At 60.7% G+C, this 24,840-nt stretch carries 24 protein-coding genes; 20 read left to right on the top strand and 4 right to left on the bottom strand.

From position 1 onward, the window contains the following. The first annotated feature begins 8 nt into the window (after positions 1-8). The 18 genes from fabD (at position 9) to nagZ (ending at position 17,211) form a co-directional block, all read left to right on the top strand. Positions 9-950, top strand: coding sequence for an ACP S-malonyltransferase (fabD, locus tag BSU04_RS03130; protein ID WP_089159209.1), 942 nt, complete (start codon positions 9-11; stop codon positions 948-950). A gap of 46 nt (positions 951-996) precedes the next feature. After that, the gene (fabG, locus tag BSU04_RS03125; RefSeq protein WP_089159208.1) at positions 997-1,737 is read left to right on the top strand and encodes a 3-oxoacyl-ACP reductase FabG; all 741 of its coding nucleotides are present in this window, start codon (positions 997-999) and stop codon (positions 1,735-1,737) included. A 262-nt stretch (positions 1,738-1,999) separates the two neighbouring features. Further along, a complete protein-coding gene (gene acpP, locus BSU04_RS03120) occupies positions 2,000-2,239 on the top strand; it encodes an acyl carrier protein (RefSeq protein WP_004197638.1) in 240 nt (79 codons plus the stop codon). 146 nt (positions 2,240-2,385) lie between these two features. Continuing rightward, complete coding sequence (fabF, locus tag BSU04_RS03115) at positions 2,386-3,624, top strand: beta-ketoacyl-ACP synthase II (RefSeq protein ID WP_089159207.1); 1,239 nt, start codon at positions 2,386-2,388, stop codon at positions 3,622-3,624. Between the two features lie 46 nt (positions 3,625-3,670). Continuing rightward, positions 3,671-4,165 (top strand): hypothetical protein, encoded by a 495-nt coding sequence (locus BSU04_RS03110; RefSeq protein WP_089159206.1) that lies wholly within the window; start codon positions 3,671-3,673, stop codon positions 4,163-4,165. A 93-nt stretch (positions 4,166-4,258) separates the two neighbouring features. Then, positions 4,259-4,858 carry an RNA polymerase sigma factor RpoE gene (rpoE, locus tag BSU04_RS03105; protein WP_031363443.1) on the top strand — a complete coding sequence of 200 codons (600 nt, stop codon included), beginning with the start codon at positions 4,259-4,261 and terminating at the stop codon, positions 4,856-4,858. Positions 4,859-4,938: 80 nt separating this feature from the next. After that, positions 4,939-5,568 (top strand): sigma-E factor negative regulatory protein, encoded by a 630-nt coding sequence (locus BSU04_RS03100; RefSeq protein ID WP_089159241.1) that lies wholly within the window; start codon positions 4,939-4,941, stop codon positions 5,566-5,568. A 3-nt stretch (positions 5,569-5,571) separates the two neighbouring features. Then, the gene (locus BSU04_RS03095) at positions 5,572-6,615 is read left to right on the top strand and encodes a MucB/RseB C-terminal domain-containing protein (RefSeq protein ID WP_089159205.1); all 1,044 of its coding nucleotides are present in this window, start codon (positions 5,572-5,574) and stop codon (positions 6,613-6,615) included. A 19-nt stretch (positions 6,616-6,634) separates the two neighbouring features. Next, positions 6,635-8,293 carry a DegQ family serine endoprotease gene (locus BSU04_RS03090; RefSeq protein ID WP_089159204.1) on the top strand — a complete coding sequence of 553 codons (1,659 nt, stop codon included), beginning with the start codon at positions 6,635-6,637 and terminating at the stop codon, positions 8,291-8,293. After that, entirely contained in the window at positions 8,290-8,571 is a 282-nt protein-coding gene (locus BSU04_RS03085; RefSeq protein WP_089159203.1) for a glutaredoxin family protein, read from the top strand. The genes BSU04_RS03090 and BSU04_RS03085 overlap by 4 nt, the downstream gene beginning before the upstream one ends. Before the next feature lie 131 nt (positions 8,572-8,702). Next, the gene (gene lepA / locus BSU04_RS03080) at positions 8,703-10,493 is read left to right on the top strand and encodes a translation elongation factor 4 (protein ID WP_089159202.1); all 1,791 of its coding nucleotides are present in this window, start codon (positions 8,703-8,705) and stop codon (positions 10,491-10,493) included. 21 nt (positions 10,494-10,514) lie between these two features. After that, entirely contained in the window at positions 10,515-11,408 is an 894-nt protein-coding gene (lepB, locus tag BSU04_RS03075) for a signal peptidase I (RefSeq protein WP_089159201.1), read from the top strand. A gap of 224 nt (positions 11,409-11,632) precedes the next feature. Further along, a complete protein-coding gene (gene rnc, locus BSU04_RS03070; protein WP_089159200.1) occupies positions 11,633-12,979 on the top strand; it encodes a ribonuclease III in 1,347 nt (448 codons plus the stop codon). A gap of 105 nt (positions 12,980-13,084) precedes the next feature. Continuing rightward, positions 13,085-13,984 (top strand): GTPase Era, encoded by a 900-nt coding sequence (era, locus tag BSU04_RS03065; RefSeq protein ID WP_089159199.1) that lies wholly within the window; start codon positions 13,085-13,087, stop codon positions 13,982-13,984. Continuing rightward, positions 13,971-14,885, top strand: a complete 915-nt coding sequence (gene recO, locus BSU04_RS03060; RefSeq protein WP_089159198.1) for a DNA repair protein RecO — start codon at positions 13,971-13,973, stop codon at positions 14,883-14,885. Before era ends, recO begins: the two co-directional genes overlap by 14 nt. Continuing rightward, positions 14,882-15,655 (top strand): pyridoxine 5'-phosphate synthase, encoded by a 774-nt coding sequence (gene pdxJ / locus BSU04_RS03055; RefSeq protein ID WP_089159197.1) that lies wholly within the window; start codon positions 14,882-14,884, stop codon positions 15,653-15,655. The genes recO and pdxJ overlap by 4 nt, the downstream gene beginning before the upstream one ends. Before the next feature lie 46 nt (positions 15,656-15,701). After that, a complete protein-coding gene (acpS, locus tag BSU04_RS03050; RefSeq protein ID WP_089159196.1) occupies positions 15,702-16,157 on the top strand; it encodes a holo-ACP synthase in 456 nt (151 codons plus the stop codon). Positions 16,158-16,206: 49 nt separating this feature from the next. Next, positions 16,207-17,211: a beta-N-acetylhexosaminidase gene (gene nagZ, locus BSU04_RS03045; protein WP_089159195.1), complete on the top strand. Its 1,005-nt coding sequence runs from the start codon at positions 16,207-16,209 to the stop codon at positions 17,209-17,211. 95 nt (positions 17,212-17,306) lie between these two features. Here nagZ and BSU04_RS03040 read toward each other — a convergent pair whose 3' ends face one another. The 4 genes from BSU04_RS03040 to earP all read right to left on the bottom strand — a co-directional run bounded on the left by BSU04_RS03040 (position 17,307) and on the right by earP (position 21,609). Beyond that, positions 17,307-18,689: a sigma-54-dependent transcriptional regulator gene (locus tag BSU04_RS03040; RefSeq protein ID WP_089159194.1), complete on the bottom strand. Its 1,383-nt coding sequence runs from the start codon at positions 18,687-18,689 to the stop codon at positions 17,307-17,309. 314 nt (positions 18,690-19,003) lie between these two features. Beyond that, complete coding sequence (locus BSU04_RS03035; RefSeq protein ID WP_089159193.1) at positions 19,004-19,339, bottom strand: BON domain-containing protein; 336 nt, start codon at positions 19,337-19,339, stop codon at positions 19,004-19,006. Between the two features lie 293 nt (positions 19,340-19,632). Beyond that, entirely contained in the window at positions 19,633-20,190 is a 558-nt protein-coding gene (gene efp, locus BSU04_RS03030; RefSeq protein WP_062089336.1) for an elongation factor P, read from the bottom strand. 216 nt (positions 20,191-20,406) lie between these two features. Then, positions 20,407-21,609, bottom strand: a complete 1,203-nt coding sequence (gene earP / locus BSU04_RS03025) for an elongation factor P maturation arginine rhamnosyltransferase EarP (RefSeq protein WP_089159192.1) — start codon at positions 21,607-21,609, stop codon at positions 20,407-20,409. Between the two features lie 286 nt (positions 21,610-21,895). Between earP and uvrC the strand changes: the two genes are divergently transcribed. Continuing rightward, the gene (uvrC, locus tag BSU04_RS03020; RefSeq protein WP_089159240.1) at positions 21,896-24,103 is read left to right on the top strand and encodes an excinuclease ABC subunit UvrC; all 2,208 of its coding nucleotides are present in this window, start codon (positions 21,896-21,898) and stop codon (positions 24,101-24,103) included. An 85-nt stretch (positions 24,104-24,188) separates the two neighbouring features. Then, positions 24,189-24,785 (top strand): CDP-diacylglycerol--glycerol-3-phosphate 3-phosphatidyltransferase, encoded by a 597-nt coding sequence (gene pgsA, locus BSU04_RS03015; RefSeq protein ID WP_089159191.1) that lies wholly within the window; start codon positions 24,189-24,191, stop codon positions 24,783-24,785. The last annotated feature ends 55 nt before the right edge of the window (positions 24,786-24,840 follow it).

Genomic DNA, 24,840 nt, shown 5'->3' with positions numbered 1-24,840 from the left:
AAGACCTCATGAAATTCGCGTTCGTTTTTCCGGGACAAGGTTCCCAGTCGGTCGGCATGCTCAATGCATTCGCCGATCACGCCGTGGTGCGCGAAACCGTGCAACAGGCATCCGATGCGCTCGGCCAGGATCTGGGCAAGCTGATCGCAGAAGGCCCGGTGGAAGAACTGGGTCTCACCACGAACACGCAACCCGTGATGCTGACGGCCGCGTACGCGATTTATCGCGTGTGGGAAAAGGAGACCGGGCTCAAGCCTGCGATCGTCGCGGGCCATAGCCTGGGCGAATATACGGCGCTGGTTGTCGCCGGTGCGCTGCCCTTTTCCGCCGCTGTGCCGCTCGTGCGGTTTCGCGCGCAAGCCATGCAGAGCGCCGTGCCGGTGGGCGTTGGTGGCATGGCCGCCATTCTTGGTCTCGACGACGACGCGGTGCGCGCCGTCTGCACCGAAGCATCGGCGGCGGGGATCGTGGAAGCGGTGAACTTCAACGCACCGTCTCAAGTGGTGATCGCCGGCGCCAAGGCAGGCGTTGAAAAAGCCTGCGAAATCGCGAAGGCCAAGGGCGCGAAACGCGCATTGCCGCTGCCGGTATCGGCGCCGTTCCATTCGTCGCTGCTCAAGCCGGCGTCGGACCAGTTGCGCGAGTACCTGGCGAGCGTCGATATCAGCGTGCCGCAGATTCCGCTGATCAATAACATCGATGTCGCGAGCGTCGCCGAACCGGCTGCCATCAAGGACGCGCTCGTGCGCCAGGCCGCGGGTCCCGTGCGCTGGGTCGAAGTCGTGCAGAAGATGGCGCACGAAGGGTTCACGCACGTGATCGAATGCGGTCCGGGCAAGGTGCTGAACGGGTTGACGAAGCGGATCGACGGTACGCTGATCGGCGCGTCTGTCTTCGATCCGGCTTCGCTCGAAGAAACCCGCAAGCTGCTCGCCGGCCGAATTCGTTAGCCAGACAGGCCAAAGCAGTTAAGCCAAGACAAGGAACGGACGAAAGATGATTCTGGACAAGCACATAGTGGTCGTGACGGGTGCGTCGCGAGGGATCGGCCGGTCGATCGCAGTCGAACTCGCACGTCAGGGCGCGACCGTGATTGGTACGGCGACCAGCGAAAGCGGCGCAGAAGGCATTACCGAAGCGTTGAAAGAGTTTGGCGGACAAAGCCGTGGCGCCGTGCTGAACGTGACTGATGCGGCCGCGAGCGAAGCGTTTATCGACGGCGTGGTCAAGGAATTCGGCGGCCTCGACGTGCTGGTGAACAACGCCGGGATCACGAAAGATCAGTTGGCGATGCGCATGAAGGACGACGAGTTCGACGCCGTCATCGACACCAACCTGCGCGCCGTTTTCCGTCTCTCGCGCGCAGTGCTGCGCCCGATGATGAAAGCGCGTGGCGGACGGATCATCAACATCACGTCGGTGGTGGCTTCGTCGGGCAACCCGGGCCAGGCTAACTACGCGGCTGCCAAGGCTGGCGTGGCGGGCATGACGCGGGCGCTGGCGCGTGAAATCGGCAGCCGCGGGATCACGGTGAACTGCATTGCGCCGGGTTTTATCGATACCGACATGACCAAGGTCTTGCCGGAAGCGCAGCGCGCGGCGCTCACAGCACAGATACCACTCGGCCGACTGGGCAGCCCGGAAGATATCGCTCATGCTGTGGCTTTCCTGGCTTCCCGCCACGCGGGGTACATCACGGGCACGACGCTTCACGTGAACGGCGGCATGTACATGTGACAGGCATTTCGTTAATATCCGCGCCTTGGGGCGCGGGTGCGCAAAGTGCTGATTTGAAGCACGGTGCGCGAGGCGGGAAATTTGCTGTCAGAAGTGGTAAGCGGGAAAGGGCGCAGGAGAGTGCGCAGAAAAGGGCGTGACGGGCATCAAAGGCATGTCACGCGCCAAACAAAGCTGATTCCGTGCGTGGGTATTTACGGGTACAAACCTGATAAAATGCGCGCACTTGTGTTTTTGAACTACATTTCCCTCGGAGGGCTGCATGGACAATATCGAACAGCGCGTGAAGAAGATCGTCGCCGAACAACTGGGCGTCGCCGAAGCCGAAATCAAGAACGAAGCTTCGTTCGTCAACGATCTGGGCGCTGACTCGCTCGACACCGTCGAACTCGTGATGGCTCTCGAAGACGAATTCGGCATGGAAATTCCTGACGAAGAAGCCGAGAAGATCACGACGGTTCAGCAAGCAATCGACTACGCTCGCGCCAACGTCAAGGCCTAAAGCCCGACGCGCAAGCTGCTTCTACGCTATTCGGGGTTGACGCTCTGTCGCGATTCGAACCGATTTAACAGCCACAGGGCTCACAGGGCAATTTCCTGTGAATCTTGTGGCTTTTGCTTTTTGTCATTTATGGATAAGGGGTTACCGTGAGCCGTCGTCGTGTTGTTGTTACAGGCCTTGGGCTGATTTCGCCTGTTGGCAATACCGTTGCCGACGGCTGGGCCAATCTGGTCGCTGGCAAGTCGGGCATTGCCGAGATCACGAAGTTCGATGCCACGAACTTCTCCACGCGCTTTGCCGGCGAAGTCAAAGGCTTCAATGTCGAAGACTATATGCCGGCCAAGGAAGCGCGCCACATGGATACCTTTATCCATTACGGTATCGCGGCCGGCGTGCAGGCCATGCAGGACAGCGGGCTGGAAATCACCGAGGAAAACTCGGAGCGCGTGGGTGTCGTGGTCGGCTCGGGCATCGGCGGCTTGCCGATGATCGAAGTCACGCAAACGGAATTGCTGAATCGCGGCCCGCGCCGGATTTCGCCGTTCTTCGTACCGGCGTCGATCATCAACATGATCTCCGGCCATCTTTCCATCCGCTTCGGTTTGAAAGGACCGAATCTCGCCATCGTGACTGCCTGTACGACGGGGCTGCATTGCATCGGCGAAGGCTCGCGGCTGATCGAATACGGCGACGCCGACGTCATGATTTGCGGCGGCTCTGAAGCGACCGTATCGCCATTGGGTGTCGGCGGCTTCGCGGCGGCGCGCGCATTGTCGCAACGCAATGACGACCCGGCGACCGCCAGCCGTCCGTGGGACAAGGATCGGGACGGGTTTGTACTGGGCGAAGGCGCCGGCGTGATGGTGCTCGAAGAATACGAACACGCGAAGGCACGCGGCGCGAAGATCTACGCCGAAGTCAGCGGCTACGGCATGAGCGGCGACGCGTATCACATGACCGCACCGCCGGAAGACGGCGACGGCGCGCGCCGCAGCATGCGCAATGCGTTGAAGAACGCCCAGGTCAATGCGGACGAAGTGCACTACCTGAACGCGCATGGCACATCCACGCAGCTCGGTGATCTGGCCGAGACCATCGGTATCAAGAATGCCTTCGGCGACCACGCGAAGAAGATCGTGGTGAATTCCACCAAGTCGATGACGGGCCATCTGCTCGGTGGCGCCGGCGGACTGGAATCGGTCTTCACTGTGCTGGCACTGCACCACCAGATCTCGCCGCCCACCATGAACATCTTCAACCAGGACCCGGCTTGCGACCTGGACTACTGCGCGAACGAAGCGCGGAAAATGAAGATCGACGTGGCGCTGAAGAACTCGTTCGGTTTCGGCGGCACGAACGGCACGCTCGTTTTCAAGAAGCATTGAGCGGCGTGTGCAGCGGCGTGCGCCTGATCGTTGCTGGAACGGACGAATGACAAGCGCGCACATTCTGTTGCCGCAGGTGTCGGCGGATTTGCTCGCAGCCGACTTGCCCGCCGATTCCCCGCGCCGGCATATACTCCGTCCCTCACGGTTCCTGTGGGGTGCTACCGCAGCATTCGTGGCGGTAGCGGCGGGGTCCGTATTCCACTGCGTGGCGGCTTACGCCGGGCTGTCCAGCGGATGCATAGCGGCTTTGACCGTAACTGCCGCGCTGGCCACTGCGGCCTGGGGCGCCGAGCGGCGCCGACCCATCGCGTTCGAGATCGGACAAGATGGTTTGACCACGTGGGATCGCGCGGGGAACGCGCAATACCGGCGTATTACAGGTTGCGCCCAGTGGAGCGACCGCTTGCTTGCCCTCATGCTGGTCTCGGCGGAAGGCCGCCTCGCATCGTTTCTGGTGGCCGCCGACGCGCTCGCCAATGCCTGCGCGTTCCGCGAACTGGCTGTACGCGCCCGGCGTTGCGCCCAGGAACATCTGTAACGCGTGTAACCGCCGGTCAGCATCGGGCGTGTTCCGGCGGCGTAACGCTACAATAGCCGTCCGCGTAGCACCCCCAAATAACGGATTTCCCAGGTGAGCGAAAAAGAAATCGATCAGGTACTGGTCGAACGCGTGCAAAAGGGCGATAAAGCAGCGTTCGAGCTACTGGTCGCCAAATATCAGCGCAAAATCATCCGGCTTATCTCGCGTCTCGTGCGGGATCCTGCCGAGGTCGAGGACGTCGCGCAGGACGCCTTCATCAAGGCTTATCGCGCGTTGCCGCAATTTCGCGGAGAATCGGCGTTTTATACGTGGCTTTACCGGATTGCGGTGAACACCGCGAAGAACTACCTTGCCACTCAGAGCCGGCGTGCTCCAACTTCTACCGAAGCTGATGCAGAAGAAGCGGAAACTTTCTCCGACGCAGACCAACTAAGGGATATCAACACGCCTGAGTCGATGTTGATGAGCAAGCAGATCGCACAGACGGTCAATGCTGCAATGGCGGTTTTACCGGAAGAACTGCGCACCGCCATTACTCTTCGTGAGATTGAAGGTCTGAGCTACGAAGAAATTGCCGAAATGATGAATTGCCCTATTGGGACCGTCAGATCAAGAATTTTTCGTGCTCGCGAAGCCATTGCGGCAAAATTGCGTCCGTTGCTGGACACTCCCGAAGGCAAGCGCTGGTAACAGCGAGGGTGCGCGGGGCAGGGACGCGGTATCTGAGTCAGGTAGTGTCACTACGGGGTGCAGTCAAGATGGGGAGCATCATGGGGTCGGTTTCGGTGCAATCGCAAGCTAGCTCGCGCGGCGAGCGTCTGTCCGCTTTTGTCGACGGTGAATCGTTCGACGGTTCGGGCGACATCAGTCAGTTTCTTTCCGGGTTTACGCAGAAGGATCGCGCGGCGTGGTCGGATTTCCACTTGATCGGCGACGCCCTGCGTTCCGACGATCTCGCGGCGAGTCCTGCAGCCAGCAGCGCATTCATGAACGCGTTTTCGGCGCGCTTCGAGGCCGAAGCGCATGTATTTGCGCCTGCGGCCATTCCAGCGGTCGCAGCGCAACGCGTTCGTTCGAATCTGTTCCGCCGTCGCGTCATGCCGGCTTTTGCCGTCGCGGCTGCCGCAGCCACGCTCACGTGGATCGTCGTGCCGCAATTGCAGGGCGTGGACGGCCACAACGGCGGCCAGATGGCGTCCTTGTCGTCGGATCATGTGCAGCGCGTGGCCATGGCTTCCATGCCTGCCGCCAGCACGCGTTCACCGGTTGTCGAAGCGAACATCATTCGCGACGCAAGCCTGGACCAGTATCTCGAAGCGCATCAGCAATTCTCCCAACAGCCCGTCATGCCGGGCTCGATGCCTTTGATTCGCACTGCGGCTACCAGCCAAGGCCAATAACTGATGCAACGTGTGCGGTTGAAGAAAACGACTCATTGGGGGCGGTTGCCGGCGTTGATGTTCTGTGCAGCCGCGTTGTTATCCGCGGCATCAAGTGCTTTTGCGCAGGGCGACGATTCCGCCGCCGCGCGCAAGTCCGCTGCGGAACTGCTCAACCGGATTCACGACGCCGCACAGCAGCAGAACTACGAGGGCACCTTCGTCTACCAGCGTGGGACAACAGTGCAATCGTCGCGGATTACCCATTCGGCGGCGCGCAGCGACGGTGAGTTCGAGTCGCTGGAAAGCCTGGACGGCAAGCCTCGCAGGATGCTTCGCCACGACGACGACATGTATACGTTCGTGCCCGAACGGCATTTGGTCGTCGTCGAAAAACGTCAGAACAAGGACGCGTTCCCATCGTTGCTGACTACCAGCAGCGAGCAGGTTCTCACGGTCTATGAGCCGAAAATGCTTGGACCGGACCGTGTAGCCGGGATTGACAGCCAGGTGATCGAGCTCGATCCGAAAGATGCTTGGCGCTTTGCGTACAAGCTTTGGGCCGACTCGAAAACCGGTCTTCTGCTGCGCGCGCAGACGCTCGGTCCCGACGCTCAGGTGCTCGAACAGCTTTCATTCTCGCAAGTACAGATTGGCGGATCCGTGGACCGCGCCGGCATTGCGAACGGAATCAAGAACATAGCCGGGTGGACGGTCGTGCGCCCGCCGGTTGAGCCGGTCGATATGGAAGCGCAGGGATGGAAGATCACACCTGCCGTGCCGGGTTTCCGCGAGATTCGCGAGTTGCGCCGGCCGATGGCGTCGCGTGAAGAGGGCCAGCCGCCGATTCCCGTCGATCAGGCTGTTTTCTCTGACGGACTCGCGGCAATCTCGATTTTCGTCGAGCCCGTGGAAAAAAATTCCCGCAAGGAAGGTGCTGGGGAGAGCGGCGCGACACACGTGCTGGTCAAGCGCCGCGGGGATTTCTGGATTACCTTGCTGGGCGAAGTACCCCAGGCCACGTTGCAGCAATTTGCTTCTGCCATAGAATACAAGCCTTCCAAGTAATTCCTCGGCCCACCACGATATGAGCAATCTCTCGCTGCGCACCTATTTCGCGGCCGCGGCGTTTGCCGCATGCCTGCCGCTCGCGACCTTCGCGGCCACAGCAACAGCAACGGCGCCCTCGTCGATGCCAGCGCCTGCAGCCACACCGGTCGCGGTGCCGGGAGTGAATCTGCCCGACTTCACCACTCTTGTCGATAAAGTGGGCCCGTCGGTCGTCAATATTCGTACGACAACCCGCGTCAGTAGCAGTAACGATCTGCGCGGCTTGCCGCCCGGTATGGACGACGGCGACATGTCGGAGTTCTTTCGCCGTTTCTTCGGCATTCCAATGCCCGGCACGCCCGGTTCGCCGCGCGGTGGCGGTGGAAGCGGTGGTGGTAACGGCGGCAACGGCGGCAACGGCGGCAACGGCGGGAGCGGAGGGAGCGGAGGCGGCGACCAGGGTGGCAGCGATAACGGCAGCAGCCAGGGCAATCGCAACTCACCGCAGGACAGCCCTGACAATCAGGACAATTCGGAGCAGAGCAGCGGCGTAGGCTCGGGCTTCATCATGTCGGCCGATGGTTACGTGATGACCAATGCACACGTGGTCGACGACGCGGACACCATTTACGTCACGCTCACGGACAAGCGCGAATTCAAGGCGAAGCTGGTCGGTGTAGATGAGCGCACGGACGTGGCGGTCGTCAAGATCCAGGCGACGAGCCTGCCAGCCATTACCATCGGCGATTCGAACAAGGTTCGTGTCGGTGAATGGGTGCTGGCAATCGGCTCGCCGTTCGGGCTCGACAATACGGTGACGGCGGGTATCGTCAGTGCGAAGGGACGGGACACCGGCGACTATCTGCCCTTCATCCAGACTGACGTCGCGGTGAATCCGGGCAATTCGGGTGGTCCGCTGATCAACATGGCGGGCGAGGTGATTGGCATCAACTCGCAGATCTACAGCCGTACGGGCGGCTTCATGGGGATTTCGTTCGCGATTCCTATCGATGAAGCCATGCGCGTCGCCGATCAATTGAAGACGACGGGCAAGGTCACGCGCGGCCGCATTGCTGTGGCGATCGGCGAGGTCACGAAGGAAGTGGCGGACTCGCTTGGGCTTCCGAAGGCGCAGGGCGCGCTCGTGAGCAGTGTGGAAGCGGGCGGCCCGGCCGACAAGGCGGGTATCCAGCCGGGCGACATCATCCTGAAGTACAACGGCCACGACGTGTCCACGGCGACGGACCTGCCGCGCATGGTCGGCGATACGAAGCCGGGCACGAAGGCGACGATCACCGTGTGGCGCAAGGGTGAGTCGCGCGATTTGCCGATCACCATTGCGGAAATGCAGCCGGACAAGGTCGCGAAGACCGAGGCCAAGAAGACGCCGGCGCCGAAGGCGAGCGCGAGCAACACGCTCGGCATTGCGGTGAGCGACATTCCGGCCGACCAGAAGAAGGCGCTGAAACTCACGAATGGCGTGATGGTGGACGCGGTGGAAGGTCCGGCGGCGCGTGCCGGCTTCCAGAAGGGTGACATCATCTTGCGGATTGGCGATACGGATATCACGAGCGCGAAGCAATTCGGCGCGGTCGCGCAAAACGTCGATCCGAGCAAGATGGTCGCGGTGCTGGTGCGTCGTGGCGACAACACGCAGTTCGTGCCGTTGCGCCCGCGTGCGCCGGCGCAGAAATAAGCACGATGAGCGCGCTTAAACTGTATGGGCGCGCTTGGTGCCACCTGTGCGAAGACTTGCGCGCCGAACTTGAGCCGATTGCGGCTGAGTTCGGCGTCGCTATCGAGTGGATCGATGTTGACACTGATCCCGCGCTCGAAGCGGTATACGACGAACTCGTGCCCGTTCTCGTGCTGGATGGCGTGGAGTTATGCCACTACCGGCTGGACGAAACGCGGGTGCGGGATGCGCTTTCAAGCACGCGTGCAAGCGCTCCCAGCACGCGCACAAGTCCCTGAGCAATCGGACCTTTCCCGTAAAATCCGCCGTCAGCCCGCCTTTTCGGCTAAAATAGACAAGTTTTTCACCCCCATTTTCAAGGCGTGCTCCGCGTTTGTCTGGGCGCGCCTTTTTGCTTGATCGGCACTGAATGAATCATATTCGTAACTTCTCGATCATTGCGCACATCGACCACGGCAAGTCGACGCTCGCCGATCGCATCATCCAGTTGTGCGGCGGACTGTCCGACCGCGAGATGGACGCGCAGGTGCTCGACTCCATGGATCTCGAGCGCGAACGCGGCATCACCATCAAGGCGCAAACGGCGGCACTGAGCTACAAAGCGCTCGACGGTCAGGTCTACAACCTGAATCTCATCGATACCCCGGGCCATGTCGACTTCTCGTACGAGGTCAGCCGCTCGCTGTCCGCCTGCGAAGGCGCGCTGCTCGTGGTCGACGCCAGCCAGGGCGTGGAAGCGCAGACGGTCGCCAATTGCTACATGGCGATCGAATTGGGCGTGGAAGTCGTGCCGGTCCTGAACAAGATCGACCTGCCCGCCGCAGACCCCGAGAACGCGATTTCGGAAATCGAAGATGTGATCGGTATTGATGCAACCGACGCCGCGCGTTGCAGCGCGAAGACGGGCCTCGGCGTGAGCGACGTGCTCGAGGCGCTGATCGCCAAAGTGCCGCCCCCGAAGGGCGATCCGGACGCGCCGCTGCAGGCGCTGATCATCGATTCATGGTTCGATAATTACGTCGGCGTGGTCATGCTCGTGCGCATCAAGAACGGCACGCTGCGCCCGAAGGACAAGATCAAGATGATGGCGTCCGGTGCGATTTATCCGGTCGAAAGTCTCGGCGTGTTCGCGCCGAAAGCCACGAATCTCGCGTCGCTGTCGGCGGGGCAGGTGGGCTTTATCATCGCGGGCATCAAGGAGTTGCAGGCGGCGAAAGTGGGCGATACGGTCACGACCGTCGCGCGCCCGGCCGAAGTGCCGCTGCCCGGTTTCAAGGAAGTGAAGCCGCAAGTGTTCGCGGGTTTGTATCCGATCGAAGCGAATCAGTACGACGCACTGCGTGAATCGCTGGAAAAGCTGAAGCTCAACGACTCCTCGCTGCAATACGAGCCTGAAGTGTCGCAAGCACTTGGTTTCGGTTTTCGATGCGGCTTTCTCGGTCTCCTGCACATGGAGATCGTGCAGGAGCGGCTCGAGCGCGAATTCGACATGGACCTCATCACCACGGCGCCGACCGTGGTGTATGAAGTCGTGAAGCGCGATGGCACGCTGATTCAGGTCGAGAACCCGGCCAAGATGCCGGAGCCTTCTTACATTGAAGAAGTGCGCGAGCCGATCGTGACCGTGAACCTCTACATGCCGCAGGAGTATGTGGGCGCGGTGATCACGCTCTGTACGAACAAGCGCGGTTCGCAGATCAACATGCTGTATCACGGCCGTCAGGTCCAGCTCACGTACGAAATCCCGATGGCGGAAATCGTGCTGGATTTCTTCGACCGGCTGAAGTCGACGTCACGTGGTTATGCTTCGATGGATTACGAGTTCAAGGAATATCGCGCGTCGGATGTGGTGAAGGTCGACATGCTGATCAATGGCGACAAGGTCGACGCGTTGTCAGTGATCGTGCACCGGTCGCAGAGCCAGCATCGCGGACGCGAAGTGGCGTCGAAGATGCGTGAACTGATTCCGCGGCAAATGTACGACGTGGCAATCCAGGCGACTATTGGCGCGAATATTATCGCGCGCGAGAACATTAAAGCATTGCGTAAGAACGTTCTGGCAAAGTGCTACGGCGGCGATATCTCGCGAAAGAAAAAGCTTCTGGAAAAGCAGAAGGCCGGCAAGAAGCGCATGAAGCAAGTCGGTTCGGTCGAGATTCCGCAAGAAGCTTTCCTCGCGATTCTTCGCGTCGAAGATTAATAAAACAACCGGAAACGATTGATGAATTTTGCGTTGATTCTTTTGGTGCTCGTCATCGTGACGGGGATTGCGTGGGTGTTCGACAAACTGGTGTTCGAGAAGCAACGGCGTCGGGCAGCAGATGCAGCGGTAGCGGAATTCGATCAGCAGCAGGCACGCCTTGAGCCCCGTTTCGCCGATGAAAACGCGCCGCAAACGCGCGCTCGCCTGCGCGATGAAAAGCTCCGCCAGCCATGGTATCTGGAATATTCCGCAAGCTTCTTTCCGGTGATCCTGGTGGTGTTCGTGGTGCGCTCGTTCGTAGTCGAACCGTTCAAGATTCCGTCGGGATCCATGGTGCCGACACTGCTGGTAGGCGATTTCATCCTCGTCAATAAATTCGAATACGGTCTGCGCCTGCCGATCAGCAATACCAAGCTGACCGGCGGCACGCCGCTCAAGCGCGGTGACGTCGTCGTGTTCCGTTATCCGAAAGACGAGTCGGTGGATTACATCAAGCGCGTGATCGGCCTTCCCGGCGACACCATTGCGTACCAGGACAAGAAGCTGACCATCAACGGCAAGCCGGTTCCGGAAACAGCGTTGCCGGATTTCTTCGATGACGAACGCATTGGTTATGCAAAGCAGTTCGAAGAAGATCTCGACGGCCGCAAGAATGCGATCCTGAATAACGCGCAGGTGCCGCCATTCGTCATCGGCGCCGACGACTTCCCGTTCCGCGACAACTGCAACTACAACGCTCAAGGCGTCATTTGCAAAGTGCCGGCGGGTCACTATTTCATGATGGGCGACAACCGCGATAACAGTGCAGACAGCCGTTATTGGGGTTTCGTGCCGGATGCGAATATCGTAGGACGCGCATTCTTTATCTGGATGAACTTCAGCAGTTTGAAACGCATTGGGGTGTTCCATTGAAGCGCGGTTTTGATAGCGGGTTTGATCAGGATCACAAGCAGTAATTTCGTTCGACAACTACGCCGCGTCATCGCGGCGTAGTTGTTATTGCAAGTCACCTTTGAGCCGCCTAGAAACAGCACGAAGAAGCGCGGCTAACGTGTGCTTGTGGTGTCATTTTCCTTGCGGTTTTTCGGCCTGACAGCCGGATTCGCCCCTCCCGGCGCCCGCGTTATACTCTGCCCATGCCCTCAACCCCGTTGGAAAGCCGGCTCCAGTACGAATTTCGCAATGCGGAATTGCTGCGCCAGGCGATGACCCACCGCAGTCACAGTGCCACGCACAATGAACGACTCGAATTTCTCGGAGATTCCGTTCTAAATTGCGTGGTGGCTGCGCTTTTGTTCCAGCGATTCGCAAAACTCGACGAAGGTGATCTTTCTCGCGTCCGTGCAAATCTCGTCAAGCAGCAGTCGCTGTATGAGATTGCACAGGCACTGAATGTCTCCGAGGCGTTGCGGCTGGGCGAGGGCGAGTTGCGCAGCGGGGGCTTCCGCCGCCCGTCCATATTGGCTGACACGCTTGAGGCCATTTTCGGCGCGGTCTTTCTGGACGGTGGTTTTGACGCCGCGCTTCAGGTGATCAAGCGGCTTTACACGCCAATCCTCGATCATATCGATCCACGCACGATCGGTAAGGACGCGAAGACGCTGCTGCAGGAATATCTGCAGGGCCACAAGATTGCATTGCCGACCTATACGGTCGTGGCTACGCACGGCGCGGCGCATAACCAGCAATTCGAAGTCGAATGCACGGTGCCGAAGCTCGATGTGAAGGTGTCCGGTTCCGGTGCGAGCCGGCGCGCGGCCGAACAGGCTGCGGCAAAGAAGGCGCTCGATGAGCTGGCTTCCGCCGCGCCGGCCATGACGGCGAAGCCCAAGCGCAAGGGTTCGCGCGCAGCCAAGCAGGCGGAGCTGGAAATCGTACCGGGCGTCACGGGCGTGCAGGCGGCGCTCGACCTTCGCGCACCGGACCGGCGCGAACGTGCACGCGCCAGCAGCAGCAATAGCGCCAGCCAGAGCAGCAACACGCATAACGATCCCGAGCGTCCGGCCACCGCGCCGTTCGCCGTGATTCGCGCATCGCATGTGGAACCGTCGGCGGGTGCATTCGCCGGTGCGGAGAAAACCGAGCGGTCGACGATTCATCGGACGGAGAAGGCGGAGAAGGCCGAAAAAGCAGCGGCGGAAGCGCCGGCGGTCGCAAACGAGGGCGCGGACAAGTCATCGGTTGCGCACGTTGAATCCGCAGGGGATAAACCTGTGCATAACCCGGTGGAAAAAAGCGCCGCGAAAGCAGATAGTGCAGGTGAAAAGGCCGTCGCGAAACAAGCCGACAAGCCTGCAGTGAAAAATGCTGAAGCGTCCGGTATCGAGAAGCCCGCTGTCCCCGCGCGGCAGCGTGAAGACGTGTCCGCCGCGCATTGCGCAACGGCCCCGAAGGGCGCAGAGAGCGTTGAAGCGCAGGTTGAAGTGCACCTGGAAGAAAGCGTCGATGAAACTGTCGTACGCGCCGCCGATACCGGCCACTGACGAGCGCTCTGAAGCCCGCCACTGAAGCTTGCACGCTTCCGATCACAAGCATAATCCCGACGCCACGCGTCCCCACGAATTCACCGAATCTGCAGCCGCACAATTATGAACGCACCCACTCCCTCTGGTTTCCGCTGCGGCATGGTCGCGATCGTCGGTCGGCCTAATGTCGGTAAATCGACCTTGATGAACGCACTGGTAGGGCAGAAAGTCAGCATCACGTCGCGCAAGGCGCAGACCACGCGCCACCGCATCACCGGCATTCACACGCTGGACGACGCGCAGTACATTTTCGTCGATACCCCGGGTTTCCAGACCAAGCACAGCGGCGCGCTGAACCGTTCGCTGAACCGCGCGGTGACGTCGACGCTCACGTCCGTCGACGCAATTCTGTTCGTGATCGAAGCGGGTCGGTTTGGTCCCGACGACCAGAAGGTGCTCGACCTGATTCCGAACGACACGCCGTGCCTGTTGATCGCGAACAAGCTCGACCACGTCAACGACAAAGCGACGTTATTCCCGTTCATGCAGAAGATGAGCGCGCTGCACGACTTCAAGGAAATCGTGCCGATGACCGCGAAGCATGCTGATGACATTACGCGTCTGATGACGGTCGTGAAGCCGTATCTTCCGGAAGGTTCGCCCATTTACGGTGAAGACGATCTCACCGACCGCAGCGAGCGTTTTCTCGCCGCTGAAATCCTGCGCGAGAAAGTGTTCCGCTGGACCGGTGACGAATTGCCTTACACGAGCACGGTGATGATCGACAAATGGGAAACCGAGGGCCGTTTGCGCCGCATTTTCGCGACCATTCTGGTCGAACGCGATACCCACAAGGCGATGATCATCGGCCAGAAGGGTGCAAAGCTGAAGCAGATCAGCACCGAAGCGCGCCAAGACATGGAGCGGCTGTTCGATGGCCCCGTGTACCTTGAAACCTTCATCAAGGTGAAGAGCGGCTGGGCGGACAACGAAGCGGGACTGCGCGCCTATGGGTACGAATGACGCGTGGATGACCCAGTCCTCCGACGCAGAATCCGATCCGCTCGCCGACGATAATTTCAGCGCCGACGAACCTTCTCCCCCTGCGCCGAAAAGGCGCAGGACGGCGTCGGCGTCCGCGAAATCGGTCGCGCCTAAAGAGTCCAAAGAGCCCAAAGCGCCAAGACCGCCGCGCGCCGCGCCGCGCTCGGACTTTCGTATCGCGGAGCAACCCTCGTTCGTGCTGCACAGCTATCCGTATCGCGAGACGAGTCTCGTGCTCGACGTATTTTCCCGCGATCACGGCCGCGTTGCGTTGGTCGCCAAGGGCGCCAAGCGCCCGCATTCCGCATTGCGCGGCGTGCTGCAAACTTTCCAGCCGCTGGGTTTATCGTGGACGGGGAAGGGCGAAGTCCGCACCCTGACGCAAGCGGAATGGGTCGGCGGCATGTTGCCTCTTGCGGGCGACGCGTTGTTATGCGGTTTCTACGTCAACGAATTGCTCGTCAAGTTCTGCGCTCGTGAAGACGCGCATCCTGCGTTGTTCAATCATTATGTGTTGACGTTGTCGCGTCTCGCGCACGGTGAGCCCGCCTTGCATGCGCTGCGTTCGTTCGAGCGGGTGCTGCTGCGTGAAACCGGTTACGCGATGGCGTTGAATAAAACCATCGCGCGCCAACCCGTTCTCGCCGATCAAAAATACGTCTTCGATCCCGAACGCGGTGTGCGCGATGCATCGGATGATGTACCGTCGCAATGGCCGGTGATCGCCGGTCAAACCCTTCTCGACATGGAGAAGGACGAATACAGCCGCCCGCAGACGGCCGCGCAAAGCAAGACGTTGATGCGTTTTCTGCTGAATGTGTATCTTGGCGGCACGCCGCTCGCCACCCGTCAAATCCTGATCGACCTGCAAAATCTATGAGCTTCTTTCTATCGTCGCCCGCTAACGTGATCGATCTGGGCGTCAACATTGATCACGTCGCCACGCTGCGCAACGCGCGCGGCACGCAGTACCCCGACCCGATCCGCGCCGCGCTGCAAGCCGAAGAAGCGGGCGCCGACGCCATCACGCTGCATTTGCGGGAAGATCGCCGGCATATTGTCGATGCTGACGTTCACGCGTTGCGTCCGCTATTGAAAACGCGCATGAACCTCGAGTGCGCGGTGACGCCGGAGATGCTGGATATCGCGTGTGGCGTTCGTCCGCACGACGTGTGTCTCGTTCCGGAAAAGCGCCAGGAACTGACGACCGAAGGCGGGCTCGATGTCGCCGGCCAGTTCAACGCCGTGAAAGCCGCGTGCGAGCAGTTGCGTCAGGCGGGCGCGCGGGTGTCGCTGTTTATCGACGCCGATGAAACGCAGATCCGCGCCGCGTATGAAGCCGGCGCACCGGTGATCGAATTGCATACCGGTTGTTATGCCGAAGCCCACGACGAAGCCACCCGCCAGAAAGAGTTTGAGCGCGTCGCGCGCAGCGTCGATTTCGGCAATTCCCTTGGCTTGAAAGTGAATGCCGGGCACGGTCTGCATTACACCAATGTCCAGCCGATCGCGGCGTTGGAAGGCATCGTGGAATTGAATATCGGCCATGCGATCGTGGCACACGCCATCTTCGCCGGCTGGGACAATGCGGTGCGCGAGATGAAGGCAATCATGGTGGCGTCGCGCCTGGCCGCCACTGCTTCGCGATAAACGCGAGATAAACGATAAGCGCCAACAACCCAACTCAGGCCCAACGATGGCGATCTACGGAATAGGTACGGATCTCGTTCAGGTAAGCCGCGTGGCGGGCGTGATGGAGCGCACGAAAGGGCGCTTCGCTGAGAAGGTGCTCGGGGCTGACGAACTTCGCATTTACCATGCGCGTAAAGCGCGCTCCGAAGTCCGCGGCCTCGCCTTCCTCGCGACGCGGTTCTCCGCGAAAGAAGCGTTTTCGAAAGCGATCGGACTTGGCATGCACTGGCCGATGACATGGCGCGCGCTGCAAACGCTCAACGAGCCGAGCGGCAAGCCAAAGATTGTCGCGTCGGGGGAACTCGCCGACTGGATGGCGGTGCGCGGTATCACGGCCCAGGTCACGATCACCGATGAACGCGATTACGCGGTGTCATTCGTGATCGCGGAAACGGGCGTGAGTCCGCACGCGACCCCAGGCGTGAACCCAGAAGCGCACACAGCACCCAAAACCCCCTGACTTTTTCGCTCCCAATTTGAACTCGTTAAAACGCATTCCCGGGCCGGTCATGCTCGACGTGGCCGGCACCACCCTCTCCGACGCCGATATTCACCGTATCGACCATCCGATGACCGGCGGCATCATCCTCTTCGCACGGCATTTCCAGGATCGCGCCCAGCTCGTCGCGCTGACTGACGCGATTCGCGCGGTTCGTGACGACATCCTGATTGCCGTCGATCACGAAGGCGGCCGCGTGCAGCGTTTCCGTACCGATGGCTTCACCGTCCTGCCCGCGCCAGGCAAGCTCGGCGAACTGTGGGACCGGGACGTATTGCTGGCGACGAAAACCGCGACCGCGTTCGGTTATGTGCTCGCGGCAGAGTTGCGGGCGTGCGGCGTCGACATGAGTTTTACGCCCGTGCTCGACCTCGATTACGGGCACTCGAAGGTGATCGGCGATCGTGCGTTGCATAGCGACCCGCGCGTGGTGACGATGCTCGCCAAGAGCCTGAACCACGGTCTCGCGCTCGCCGGCATGGCCAATTGCGGCAAGCATTTTCCGGGGCATGGGTTTGCATCGGCGGATTCGCATGTGGCCATGCCCGTGGACGACCGTTCGCTCGAGGACATCCTCGCCGCCGATATCAAACCGTACGACTGGTTGGGCCTGTCCTTGGCGTCGGTGATTCCGGCGCACGTGATTTACCCGCAGGTCGATGAGAAACCCGCGGGCTTTTCGCGAGTCTGGCTGCAGGACATCCTGCGCGGCAAGCTCGGTTTCAACGGCGCGATTTTCAGCGACGACCTGTCGATGGAAGCCGCCCGCGCCGGTGGAACGCTGACCGAAGCGGCCACGGCGGCGCTCACGGCAGGCTGTGACATGGTGCTGATCTGCAATCAGCCAGACGAAGCGGAGAAGGTGCTGGACCGGCTTACGTTCGTGCAGACTAAGGCATCGCAGACCCGCTTGCGGCGGATGCGGCCACGAGGCCGTGCATGGCGCTGGGGCAAGCTCATGGCACAGGTGGAGTATCAGCAGGCGCTGGCACTGGTCAAACGTGCGCTGGGCTGAAAGGCTTTCTACCGTAGGCGGGTGCAGATGAGCGCAGCCGTAAAAAAAGCCGCTGGTTCGAAAGAACGGGCGGCTTGTTTCAATCAACGTCCGAATCACTCCAGCTTCATGCGCTGCAGCTTGTTGTAAAGCGTCTTCGGGCTGATCCCGAGCAGCGTCGCCGCGCGGTGCCGCGTGCCGCCCACCGCCTCCAGCGTGGCACGAATCAGCATGTCTTCGACATCGGCGAGCGCCGTGCCCACCGTCACCTGCACGCTGCTGCCGTTCAATCCACGCCCGCTTGCGCCGCTTTGCTCGTCGGCGCGCAAGGTTTCGATCACATCGCCGGATGCGTGATACGCGCGGCGCACCCGTTCGCGTAGTTCGCGCACGTTGCCAGGCCATTCGGTCGCGAGGCACTCGCGAATGAAATCCGGGCTCACGCGTTTGGGAGCGCCGCTCGTGATGCCGCTCACGTGGGTCTCGCGATTCAGTTCATCGACGAAATGCTCCGCCAGCAAGGCGATGTCATCGCCCCGGTCGCGCAAGGGCGGCAAGGCGATCGACGACGCATTCAGGCGCAGGAACAGATCCTCGCGCAATTTGCCGTCGGCGACCGCGTCTTTCACCGGCGTACGCGTCGCGGCGAGCAGGCGGAAGTCCGTGACGATCTTATTGCTGCCGCCCACGCGCATGAAGGTCTGCGAATCGAGCGCGCGTAGCAGCGCTTCCTGCTGCGGGATCGGCAATGCATCGATCTGGTCGAGGAACAGCGTCCCGCCACCCGCTTGCTCAAGCAAGCCGGGTTCGCGGTTCTCCGCGCCGGCAAACGCACCGCGTTCGTGGCCGAACATCAGGCTTTCCATCGAACGATTGCTGGTTTCGTTAGCCGCGGCGCAGTTGAACGAAACAAACGGACCTTTGCGACGCCGGCTCATCTCATGCAGCGTGCGAGCGGCGACTTTCTTGCCGGTGCCGCTTTCGCCGCAAATCAACACGGCCGCTTCCGTGGGCGCGGTGTGTTCAATCAGATCGTAGACATGCTGGATCGCACCGCTGCGTCCAAGCAATCCGCCGAAATGGCCGAGGTCGCGCAGCGTGGAGCGTAACCCCCGTACTTCTTCCGTCAACTCGTAAGGGCGCGGAATACGGGCGAGCAAGCTGCGCAGGCGCGGGATGTTGACCGGCTTTAGCAGATAGTCCCAGATCCCTTGCCGCAAGCCCTCGATCGCGCTCTCCACCGTCGCGTTACCCGTCATCACAATCACAGGCAGCGCACCACCGGGCGGTTGCGCCGGCAGGTTGTGCAGAAGGTCGAGACCGCTGCCGTCGGGCAGGTTCAGGTCGACCAGCACGACGTCCGGGATGAAGCGCGTAAGCGCCGAGCGCGCTTCGGCGAGCGTGGTCGCGGTATCGACGGAAAAACCGTCGGCCGCGAGGATGGCGGACAGGCCGGAAAGGCTGTTGGGATCGTCTTCGACAATCAAAGCGTGTGGCATGGCGGACACAACGTATTAAATGGTCTGAAATTCGTTCCGCGCCGGTCGCCTTCAACGGCGAGATCCAGCGGCGGACGCCTCGATGCCGGGCTACGTCGGTGTGGGCTGCGAGCGGGGTGACGTCAAGGTGTCAGTTTCCGCCCAAGTTTCCAGCCCTGTCCCGACGCTGCGGGGTCTTTGTCCTGCGCTTCCCGATGTGCTCCTGAAGCGTTCTCCTGAAGCGTTTTCCTGAAGCGGCGGTTTCGTTGGAGCATGGGCTAAGCACGCCCTGCTCCCGACGCAATCGCTTAGCCCGTTGGCGTGCGATTGACGTGCTATTGCGGCTTCACGTTCAGTTCGTTCTTGACCGACTGCACGCCTTCTACGCCGCGCGCGACCGCCACCGCTTTTTGAATCTGGTCCGGCGAATTCACAAAGCCCGACAACAGCACTTCACTCCGATACGTCGTCACACTCACTGCCAGCGACTTCAGGCCCGGATCTGCGAGTAATGCTGTTTTAACCTTGGCGGTCAGTGCTGAGTCAGCGGTGTACTCGCCAGCCGACTCATGCGATGGTGTCGACGAACATCCTGCAGTGATCGCGATTGCCGGTACGGCGCATGAAACAGCAAGAACAAGACGGGCAAGAGCGGTTTTTGTAATTGGCATGGTCGTGTGTTGTTGTTGGAAAATTCGACGCCGTCACAGCGCGGCCACAACTAGCGCAGCAGGTTTCATGCCATCTTCATGTTTATAAAAAATCAAGGTTTTAGCACTGAACATCGCATCCGATGCAGGGATCATCCGGAAATTTCGAGAAACGGTCCGGTAAAGTTTGCCTGAATTGGCAATAATGTTCAGCAAAAAGAAAAAGCGCCCCGAAGGGCGCTTTTTTTATTCTCATTTTATTCTCGTTTACCTGAAGCGCGCAGCCGGCCTTGGGCAGCCGGCCGGCCGAACCATTAGGCGCGGCTGCGGTACTCGTTGGTACGCGTATCGATTTCGATCTTGTCGCCAATACCGCAGAACAGCGGCACTTGCAGTTCGAAACCCGTCGCGAGCTTGGCCGTCTTCAGGACCTTGCCCGACGACGTGTCGCCCTTCACTGCCGGTTCCGTATAGATGATCTCGCGAACCAGCGTGGTCGGCAGTTCCACCGAGATGGCTTTCTCGTTGTAGAACACCACTTCGCACGGCATGCCGTCTGCGAGGTAGTGCAGGGCGTCGCCCATCATGTCGGCTTCGACTTCGAACTGGTTGTAGTCGGCGTCCATGAACACGTACATGGGGTCGGCGAAGTACGAGTACGTCACTTCCTTGCGGTCGAGCTGGACGACGTCGAACTTGTCGTCCGCCTTGTACACCGATTCCATGTTGCCGGTGGAAAGAAGGTTACGGAACTTCATCTTCACGACCGCGGAATTGCGGCCGGATTTGTTGTACTCGGCCTTCAGCACGACCATGGCATCGCTGCCGATCATCACGACGTTGCCGACGCGGAGTTCTTGTGCGGTCTTCATATAAAAAAACTGTCCTGTACGAAAATGTGAGCCTGATCGCTGCAGTGTCGACGGCCGGCTCGTGGCAGGGTTGCTTGCTTTAATCGAATAAATCGCAAACCCGGGCGCTGTAGCCGCCTCACTGAATATTCATTAACTACTTCCACCGTGCTTATTCCACTGTGGAATTCGTTCGGAACTGATGGCGCTCCAAACTGCAAGCCGTTGGATAACCGCTTATTTTAACTGAGTTTTCGCGAATTCCGCCAGATTTCCAGCCAGATCGCCAACGCTTGCCAGTTCCGATGCCCAATCGGCGGCGCGCCGTTCCAGCAGCGCGCGGTTTTGCCAAAAATCGTTCCAGTCCGGGGTGCCCGCGCTGTTCCATGCGTGCCAGAAGCGTTCGAGCGAGGCCCGCGCCTTGTCCGGCAAGCCGTTCGCGTAGTGCGCGAGCGCCGCGTCGAGTTTCGGCAGATGGGCGTCATCGCCTTGCGGGTAGATGTGCCAGACAAACGGCTTCTGCGCCCATTGCGCCCGCACGAACGAATCTTCGCCGCGTACGAAATTCAGGTCAGCGGCCCAGAGCAGGGCGTCGAAAAGGGGCTGTTCGACAAAACCCAGCCCGTAGGCCGAGAGCGATCCGCTGGTCGCCTTCGCCCCCGCCTGAAAGTCCGGCAGGCCGAAAAACCGCGCAACCGCACCGGAAATGCGCCCTTGCGGCACGAGCAACGCGATCGGCGTGGCGCAATCGCGCCATTGTTCAAGCAGTGTATCGACGGCGGGATTCTCGTACGCGAACATTGAAATGACGGTAGTGCCGGAGGGCGGCGGCGCGATGCCAACACGCGCGTGCCACCAGGCATTGCGATCGAACGCCCTGCGCTCGGCATCAAGCGCACGCTCTTTCAGCACACCACCGGTACCGGGGCCCAGGCCGGGGAAAAAGAACGTCTTGTTGAGCGCGTAGCGCGGATGCGGAGACGGCCTCAGGTGAAAATCCGCGACCCAGTCCTGCGCGCTCAGATATTCGAGATTCATCCACACGGGCTTCTTCTCGCGGCGTGCCATCGCGCTCACGTACACCGCCGGCAATTCGCAGCCGAACGCCTCGATCACGACATCGGCGATCTGCAGCGTGTCGCCAACGTGCGACGGCGCATGCCATTGCTCGATCATCACGCCCGCCGCCCTTTGGCGGTCGAGCGCGGGATCGACCGCGGGGCAGAGCGCATGAAAGGCCTTGAGGTCATCGACGAACAGCCGCACTTGCCAGTCGTGTTCGCCGGCCAGTTGGCGCGCGAGCCGCCAGCAGACGCCGATGTCGCCGAAATTGTCGATGACCGCGCAGAAGATGTCGCACGCGATGCCGGTGGCCGGAGCGCCAGGCTCGACGCTGGCGTGGCCGGAAGCAGCCGGCAATTGTTCCGATGAAGACGGCATGGGCAATAGAGCGGCGATGAACCGCTAATGAAGGGTGAAGAATGGTGGGCAGCGGTTTGAACTAAACTGGCGCTTTCAAGGATAGCGATTCGCGCGGCGCGCTGCGTTACGGTTGCGTTACGGTTGAGTCAGGGGCTTGCTGGGCGAGCGTACTTGCCGGCGTATTGCGCGGGTGACTCGGGCGTCCGTGGCTTCGTCCATGCGTCGTGCTTCGTCGATGCTCCGCTCGCAACCAATAAATCATTTTGCCAAACTCAAGCTGCGCGTTCCCCGCCATCATCCCTGCATGACAGACTCTGACGTTTTTGACCCTAAAAAAAGCCTGGCTCAGTTGCCGCACCTGCCGGGCGTGTACCGCTATTACGACGAGCAGGGCAACGTGCTGTACGTCGGTAAGGCGCGCGACCTGAGAAAACGGGTGTCGAGCTATTTTACGAAGACACTGCTTTCTCCGCGCATCGCGATGATGGTCACGCGCATCCGCAAAATAGAAACCACGGTCACGCGCTCCGAAGCAGAAGCGCTGCTGCTCGAGAATAATCTGATCAAGGCGCTTGCGCCGCGCTACAACATCCTGTTTCGCGACGACAAGTCGTACCCGTATCTCAAGCTTACCGGCCACAAGTTTCCGCGCATGGCGTATTACCGTGGCGGCGTTGACAAGAAGAACCAGTACTTCGGCCCGTTTCCGAGCGCGTGGGCCGTGCGCGAAAGCATCCAGATCCTGCAACGGGTTTTCCAGTTGCGCACTTGCGAGGATTCCGTTTTCAGCAACCGCACGCGGCCTTGCCTGCTGCATCAGATCGGGCGCTGTACGGGTCCATGCGTCGGTCTGATCAACGAGGAGGATTACGCTCGCGATGTGTCGAACGCATCGCGCTTCCTGCTCGGACGCCAGGGCGAAGTGATGAAGGAACTCGAACAGAAGATGCACGCATTCGCCGCCGATCTCAAGTTCGAACAGGCCGCGGCCGTGCGTAACCAGATGAGCTCGCTGTCCACCGTTCTGCATCAGCAGGCCATCGAGGTCGGCGGCGATAACGACGTCGATATCCTCGCGGTCGTCGCGCTGGGCGGCAAGGTGTGCGTGAATCTCGCGATGGTGCGCGGCGGCCGGCATCTCGGCGATAAAGCCTATTTCCCGACGCATGTAGAAGCGGCGTTGGCGATAGAAGATGCGATGCAGGAAGAGCTTGCCGGCGATGACTTCGTGGACACCGTGGCGAATATCGTCATTGAACAAGTCGATGCGCCGGCCGATGAAATTGCACTGCCCGCCGGCACGCTCGCGGCGCGCGAACAGGCCTTCGAGGCCCACGCTACTACCGGTGAAATGCAGAAGGAGATGGCCGAAACCGGCGACGCGTCGCTGAATGACGCGACGGAATCGCAACGTCAGGGCGCGCTCGAAGCTGAAGTCCTGGAGGCGTTTATCGCCCAGCATTACATCGGCAATCGGGTGCCGCCGGTGCTGGTGGTGAGCCACGCGCCGACGAACCGCGAGCTGGTCGATCTGCTGATCGAGCAGGCGGGGCACAAGGTCGTGGTGCTGCGCCAGCCGCAGGGACAAAAGCGCGCGTGGTTGTCGATGGCTGAATCGAATGCAAAGCTCGCGCTCGCGCGGCTGTTGTCCGAACAAGGTTCGCAGCAGGCCCGCACGCGTTCTCTTGCCGACACGCTCAGCTTCGAAATGGACGATCTCGCGCAGTTGCGGATCGAATGTTTCGACATCAGCCACACGATGGGTGAGGCGACTCAGGCATCGTGCGTGGTGTATCACCATCACAAGATGCAGTCGGCCGAATATCGGCGCTACAACATCACCGGCATCACGCCGGGTGACGACTACGCCGCCATGCGCCAGGTCCTCACGCGCCGCTACGAGAAGATGCTGGCGCTGGCCGCCGCTCGAGCCGCCGATGAACCGCCGCGGGAAGCGGTGGAATCGGCGGAGCCGGTGGAAGCGGCCGAGTTGGAGGCCGAAGCGCAAGAAGAGCAAACCAGTCCCGCCGAAGCCGATGTCGCTGAACCCGTACCGTCGGGCGGCCGCTTGCCGAATATCGTGTTGATCGATGGCGGCAAGGGCCAGGTCGAGATCGCGCGGCAAGTGTTCGCCGAACTGGGCCTGGATGACAGCATGCTGGTCGGTGTGGCGAAGGGAGAAGGGCGCAAGGTGGGCCTCGAGACCTTGATTTTCGCCGATGGCCGCGCAGCGCTCGAACTGGGCAAGGAGAGCGCGGCGCTGATGCTGGTCGCGCAGATTCGCGACGAAGCGCACCGGTTTGCGATTACCGGCATGCGCGCGAAACGGGCGAAGACGCGGCAGACATCGCGGCTCGAGGAACTGGAGGGCATCGGCGCGAAACGGCGTCAGAAGCTGCTGTCGCGTTTCGGCGGTTTGCGTGGGGTGCAGGCGGCGAGCGTGGAGGATCTGGCGAGCGTCGAAGGCATTTCGCAAGCCCTCGCCGAGCAGATCTACCGGCAGTTGCATTGAGCGCAACGTCCGGCCGTTCAGCCCGTCGTCTTGTGACATATAGGGCGACGCGGCACAATGGCACCTCTCTATAAGAGTCACGCCCATGCCGTTTAATTTTCCGATTTTCCTGACGTGGCTGCGAATTGTGCTGATTCCGCTCGTCGTGGGCGTCTTCTATTTGCCGGACGTGATGATGAGCCCGGACCATCGCAACCAGCTTGCCATGGTCATCTTCGTGCTGGCCGCGCTGACTGACTGGTTCGACGGCTACCTCGCGCGCAAGCTCAATCAGACATCGGCATTCGGCGCGTTTCTCGATCCCGTTGCAGACAAGCTCATGGTCACCGCCGCGCTGCTCGTGCTCGTGCAGCTGATGCGGCTGAACGCGGTGATTGCACTGGTAATAGTGGGGCGTGAGATCACGATTTCGGCGTTGCGGGAATGGATGGCGCAGATCGGGGCATCGAAGAGCGTGGCGGTGAATTCGCTCGGCAAATTCAAGACTGTCTGCCAGATGGTCGCGATCCCCATGCTGCTGTTCTACGGGCCGCTCAAGATTGCAGGCACGCCGCTCGTTATCGATACCCGCGTGTGGGGACTCTGGCTGATCTATGTCGCTGCATTTCTTACGGTCTGGTCCATGCTCTATTACATGAAGCTCGCATGGCCGCAAATTCGCGAGCGCGGTGGCATGCTTTGATTCAGATTGGCGAGCGTTTAAAAGTGATGGGGTACATACAAAGCGCTTGACACTA

The sequence above is a fragment of the Caballeronia sordidicola genome, from assembly GCF_002220365.1.
GTDB classification, from domain to species: domain Bacteria; phylum Pseudomonadota; class Gammaproteobacteria; order Burkholderiales; family Burkholderiaceae; genus Caballeronia; species Caballeronia sordidicola_C.
Note: the sequence above shows the minus strand (reverse complement) of the source record. Positions and strands in the feature narration are given on the sequence as shown.

Coding starts and splice junctions, on each gene's coding strand:
- BSU04_RS03090 (WP_089159204.1), top strand. CDS start 6,635: ATGAGCAATCTCTCGCTGCGCACCTATTTCGCGGCCGCGGCGTTTGCC.
- BSU04_RS03040 (WP_089159194.1), bottom strand. CDS start 18,689: ATGCCACACGCTTTGATTGTCGAAGACGATCCCAACAGCCTTTCCGGC.
- rnc (WP_089159200.1), top strand. CDS start 11,633: ATGCCCTCAACCCCGTTGGAAAGCCGGCTCCAGTACGAATTTCGCAAT.
- pgsA (WP_089159191.1), top strand. CDS start 24,189: ATGCCGTTTAATTTTCCGATTTTCCTGACGTGGCTGCGAATTGTGCTG.
- BSU04_RS03100 (WP_089159241.1), top strand. CDS start 4,939: ATGGGGTCGGTTTCGGTGCAATCGCAAGCTAGCTCGCGCGGCGAGCGT.
- earP (WP_089159192.1), bottom strand. CDS start 21,609: ATGCCGTCTTCATCGGAACAATTGCCGGCTGCTTCCGGCCACGCCAGC.
- fabD (WP_089159209.1), top strand. CDS start 9: ATGAAATTCGCGTTCGTTTTTCCGGGACAAGGTTCCCAGTCGGTCGGC.
- era (WP_089159199.1), top strand. CDS start 13,085: ATGAACGCACCCACTCCCTCTGGTTTCCGCTGCGGCATGGTCGCGATC.
- uvrC (WP_089159240.1), top strand. CDS start 21,896: ATGACAGACTCTGACGTTTTTGACCCTAAAAAAAGCCTGGCTCAGTTG.
- acpP (WP_004197638.1), top strand. CDS start 2,000: ATGGACAATATCGAACAGCGCGTGAAGAAGATCGTCGCCGAACAACTG.
- lepB (WP_089159201.1), top strand. CDS start 10,515: ATGAATTTTGCGTTGATTCTTTTGGTGCTCGTCATCGTGACGGGGATT.
- BSU04_RS03095 (WP_089159205.1), top strand. CDS start 5,572: ATGCAACGTGTGCGGTTGAAGAAAACGACTCATTGGGGGCGGTTGCCG.
- efp (WP_062089336.1), bottom strand. CDS start 20,190: ATGAAGACCGCACAAGAACTCCGCGTCGGCAACGTCGTGATGATCGGC.
- BSU04_RS03035 (WP_089159193.1), bottom strand. CDS start 19,339: ATGCCAATTACAAAAACCGCTCTTGCCCGTCTTGTTCTTGCTGTTTCA.
- fabG (WP_089159208.1), top strand. CDS start 997: ATGATTCTGGACAAGCACATAGTGGTCGTGACGGGTGCGTCGCGAGGG.
- pdxJ (WP_089159197.1), top strand. CDS start 14,882: ATGAGCTTCTTTCTATCGTCGCCCGCTAACGTGATCGATCTGGGCGTC.
- acpS (WP_089159196.1), top strand. CDS start 15,702: ATGGCGATCTACGGAATAGGTACGGATCTCGTTCAGGTAAGCCGCGTG.
- recO (WP_089159198.1), top strand. CDS start 13,971: ATGGGTACGAATGACGCGTGGATGACCCAGTCCTCCGACGCAGAATCC.
- BSU04_RS03110 (WP_089159206.1), top strand. CDS start 3,671: ATGACAAGCGCGCACATTCTGTTGCCGCAGGTGTCGGCGGATTTGCTC.
- nagZ (WP_089159195.1), top strand. CDS start 16,207: ATGCTCGACGTGGCCGGCACCACCCTCTCCGACGCCGATATTCACCGT.
- lepA (WP_089159202.1), top strand. CDS start 8,703: ATGAATCATATTCGTAACTTCTCGATCATTGCGCACATCGACCACGGC.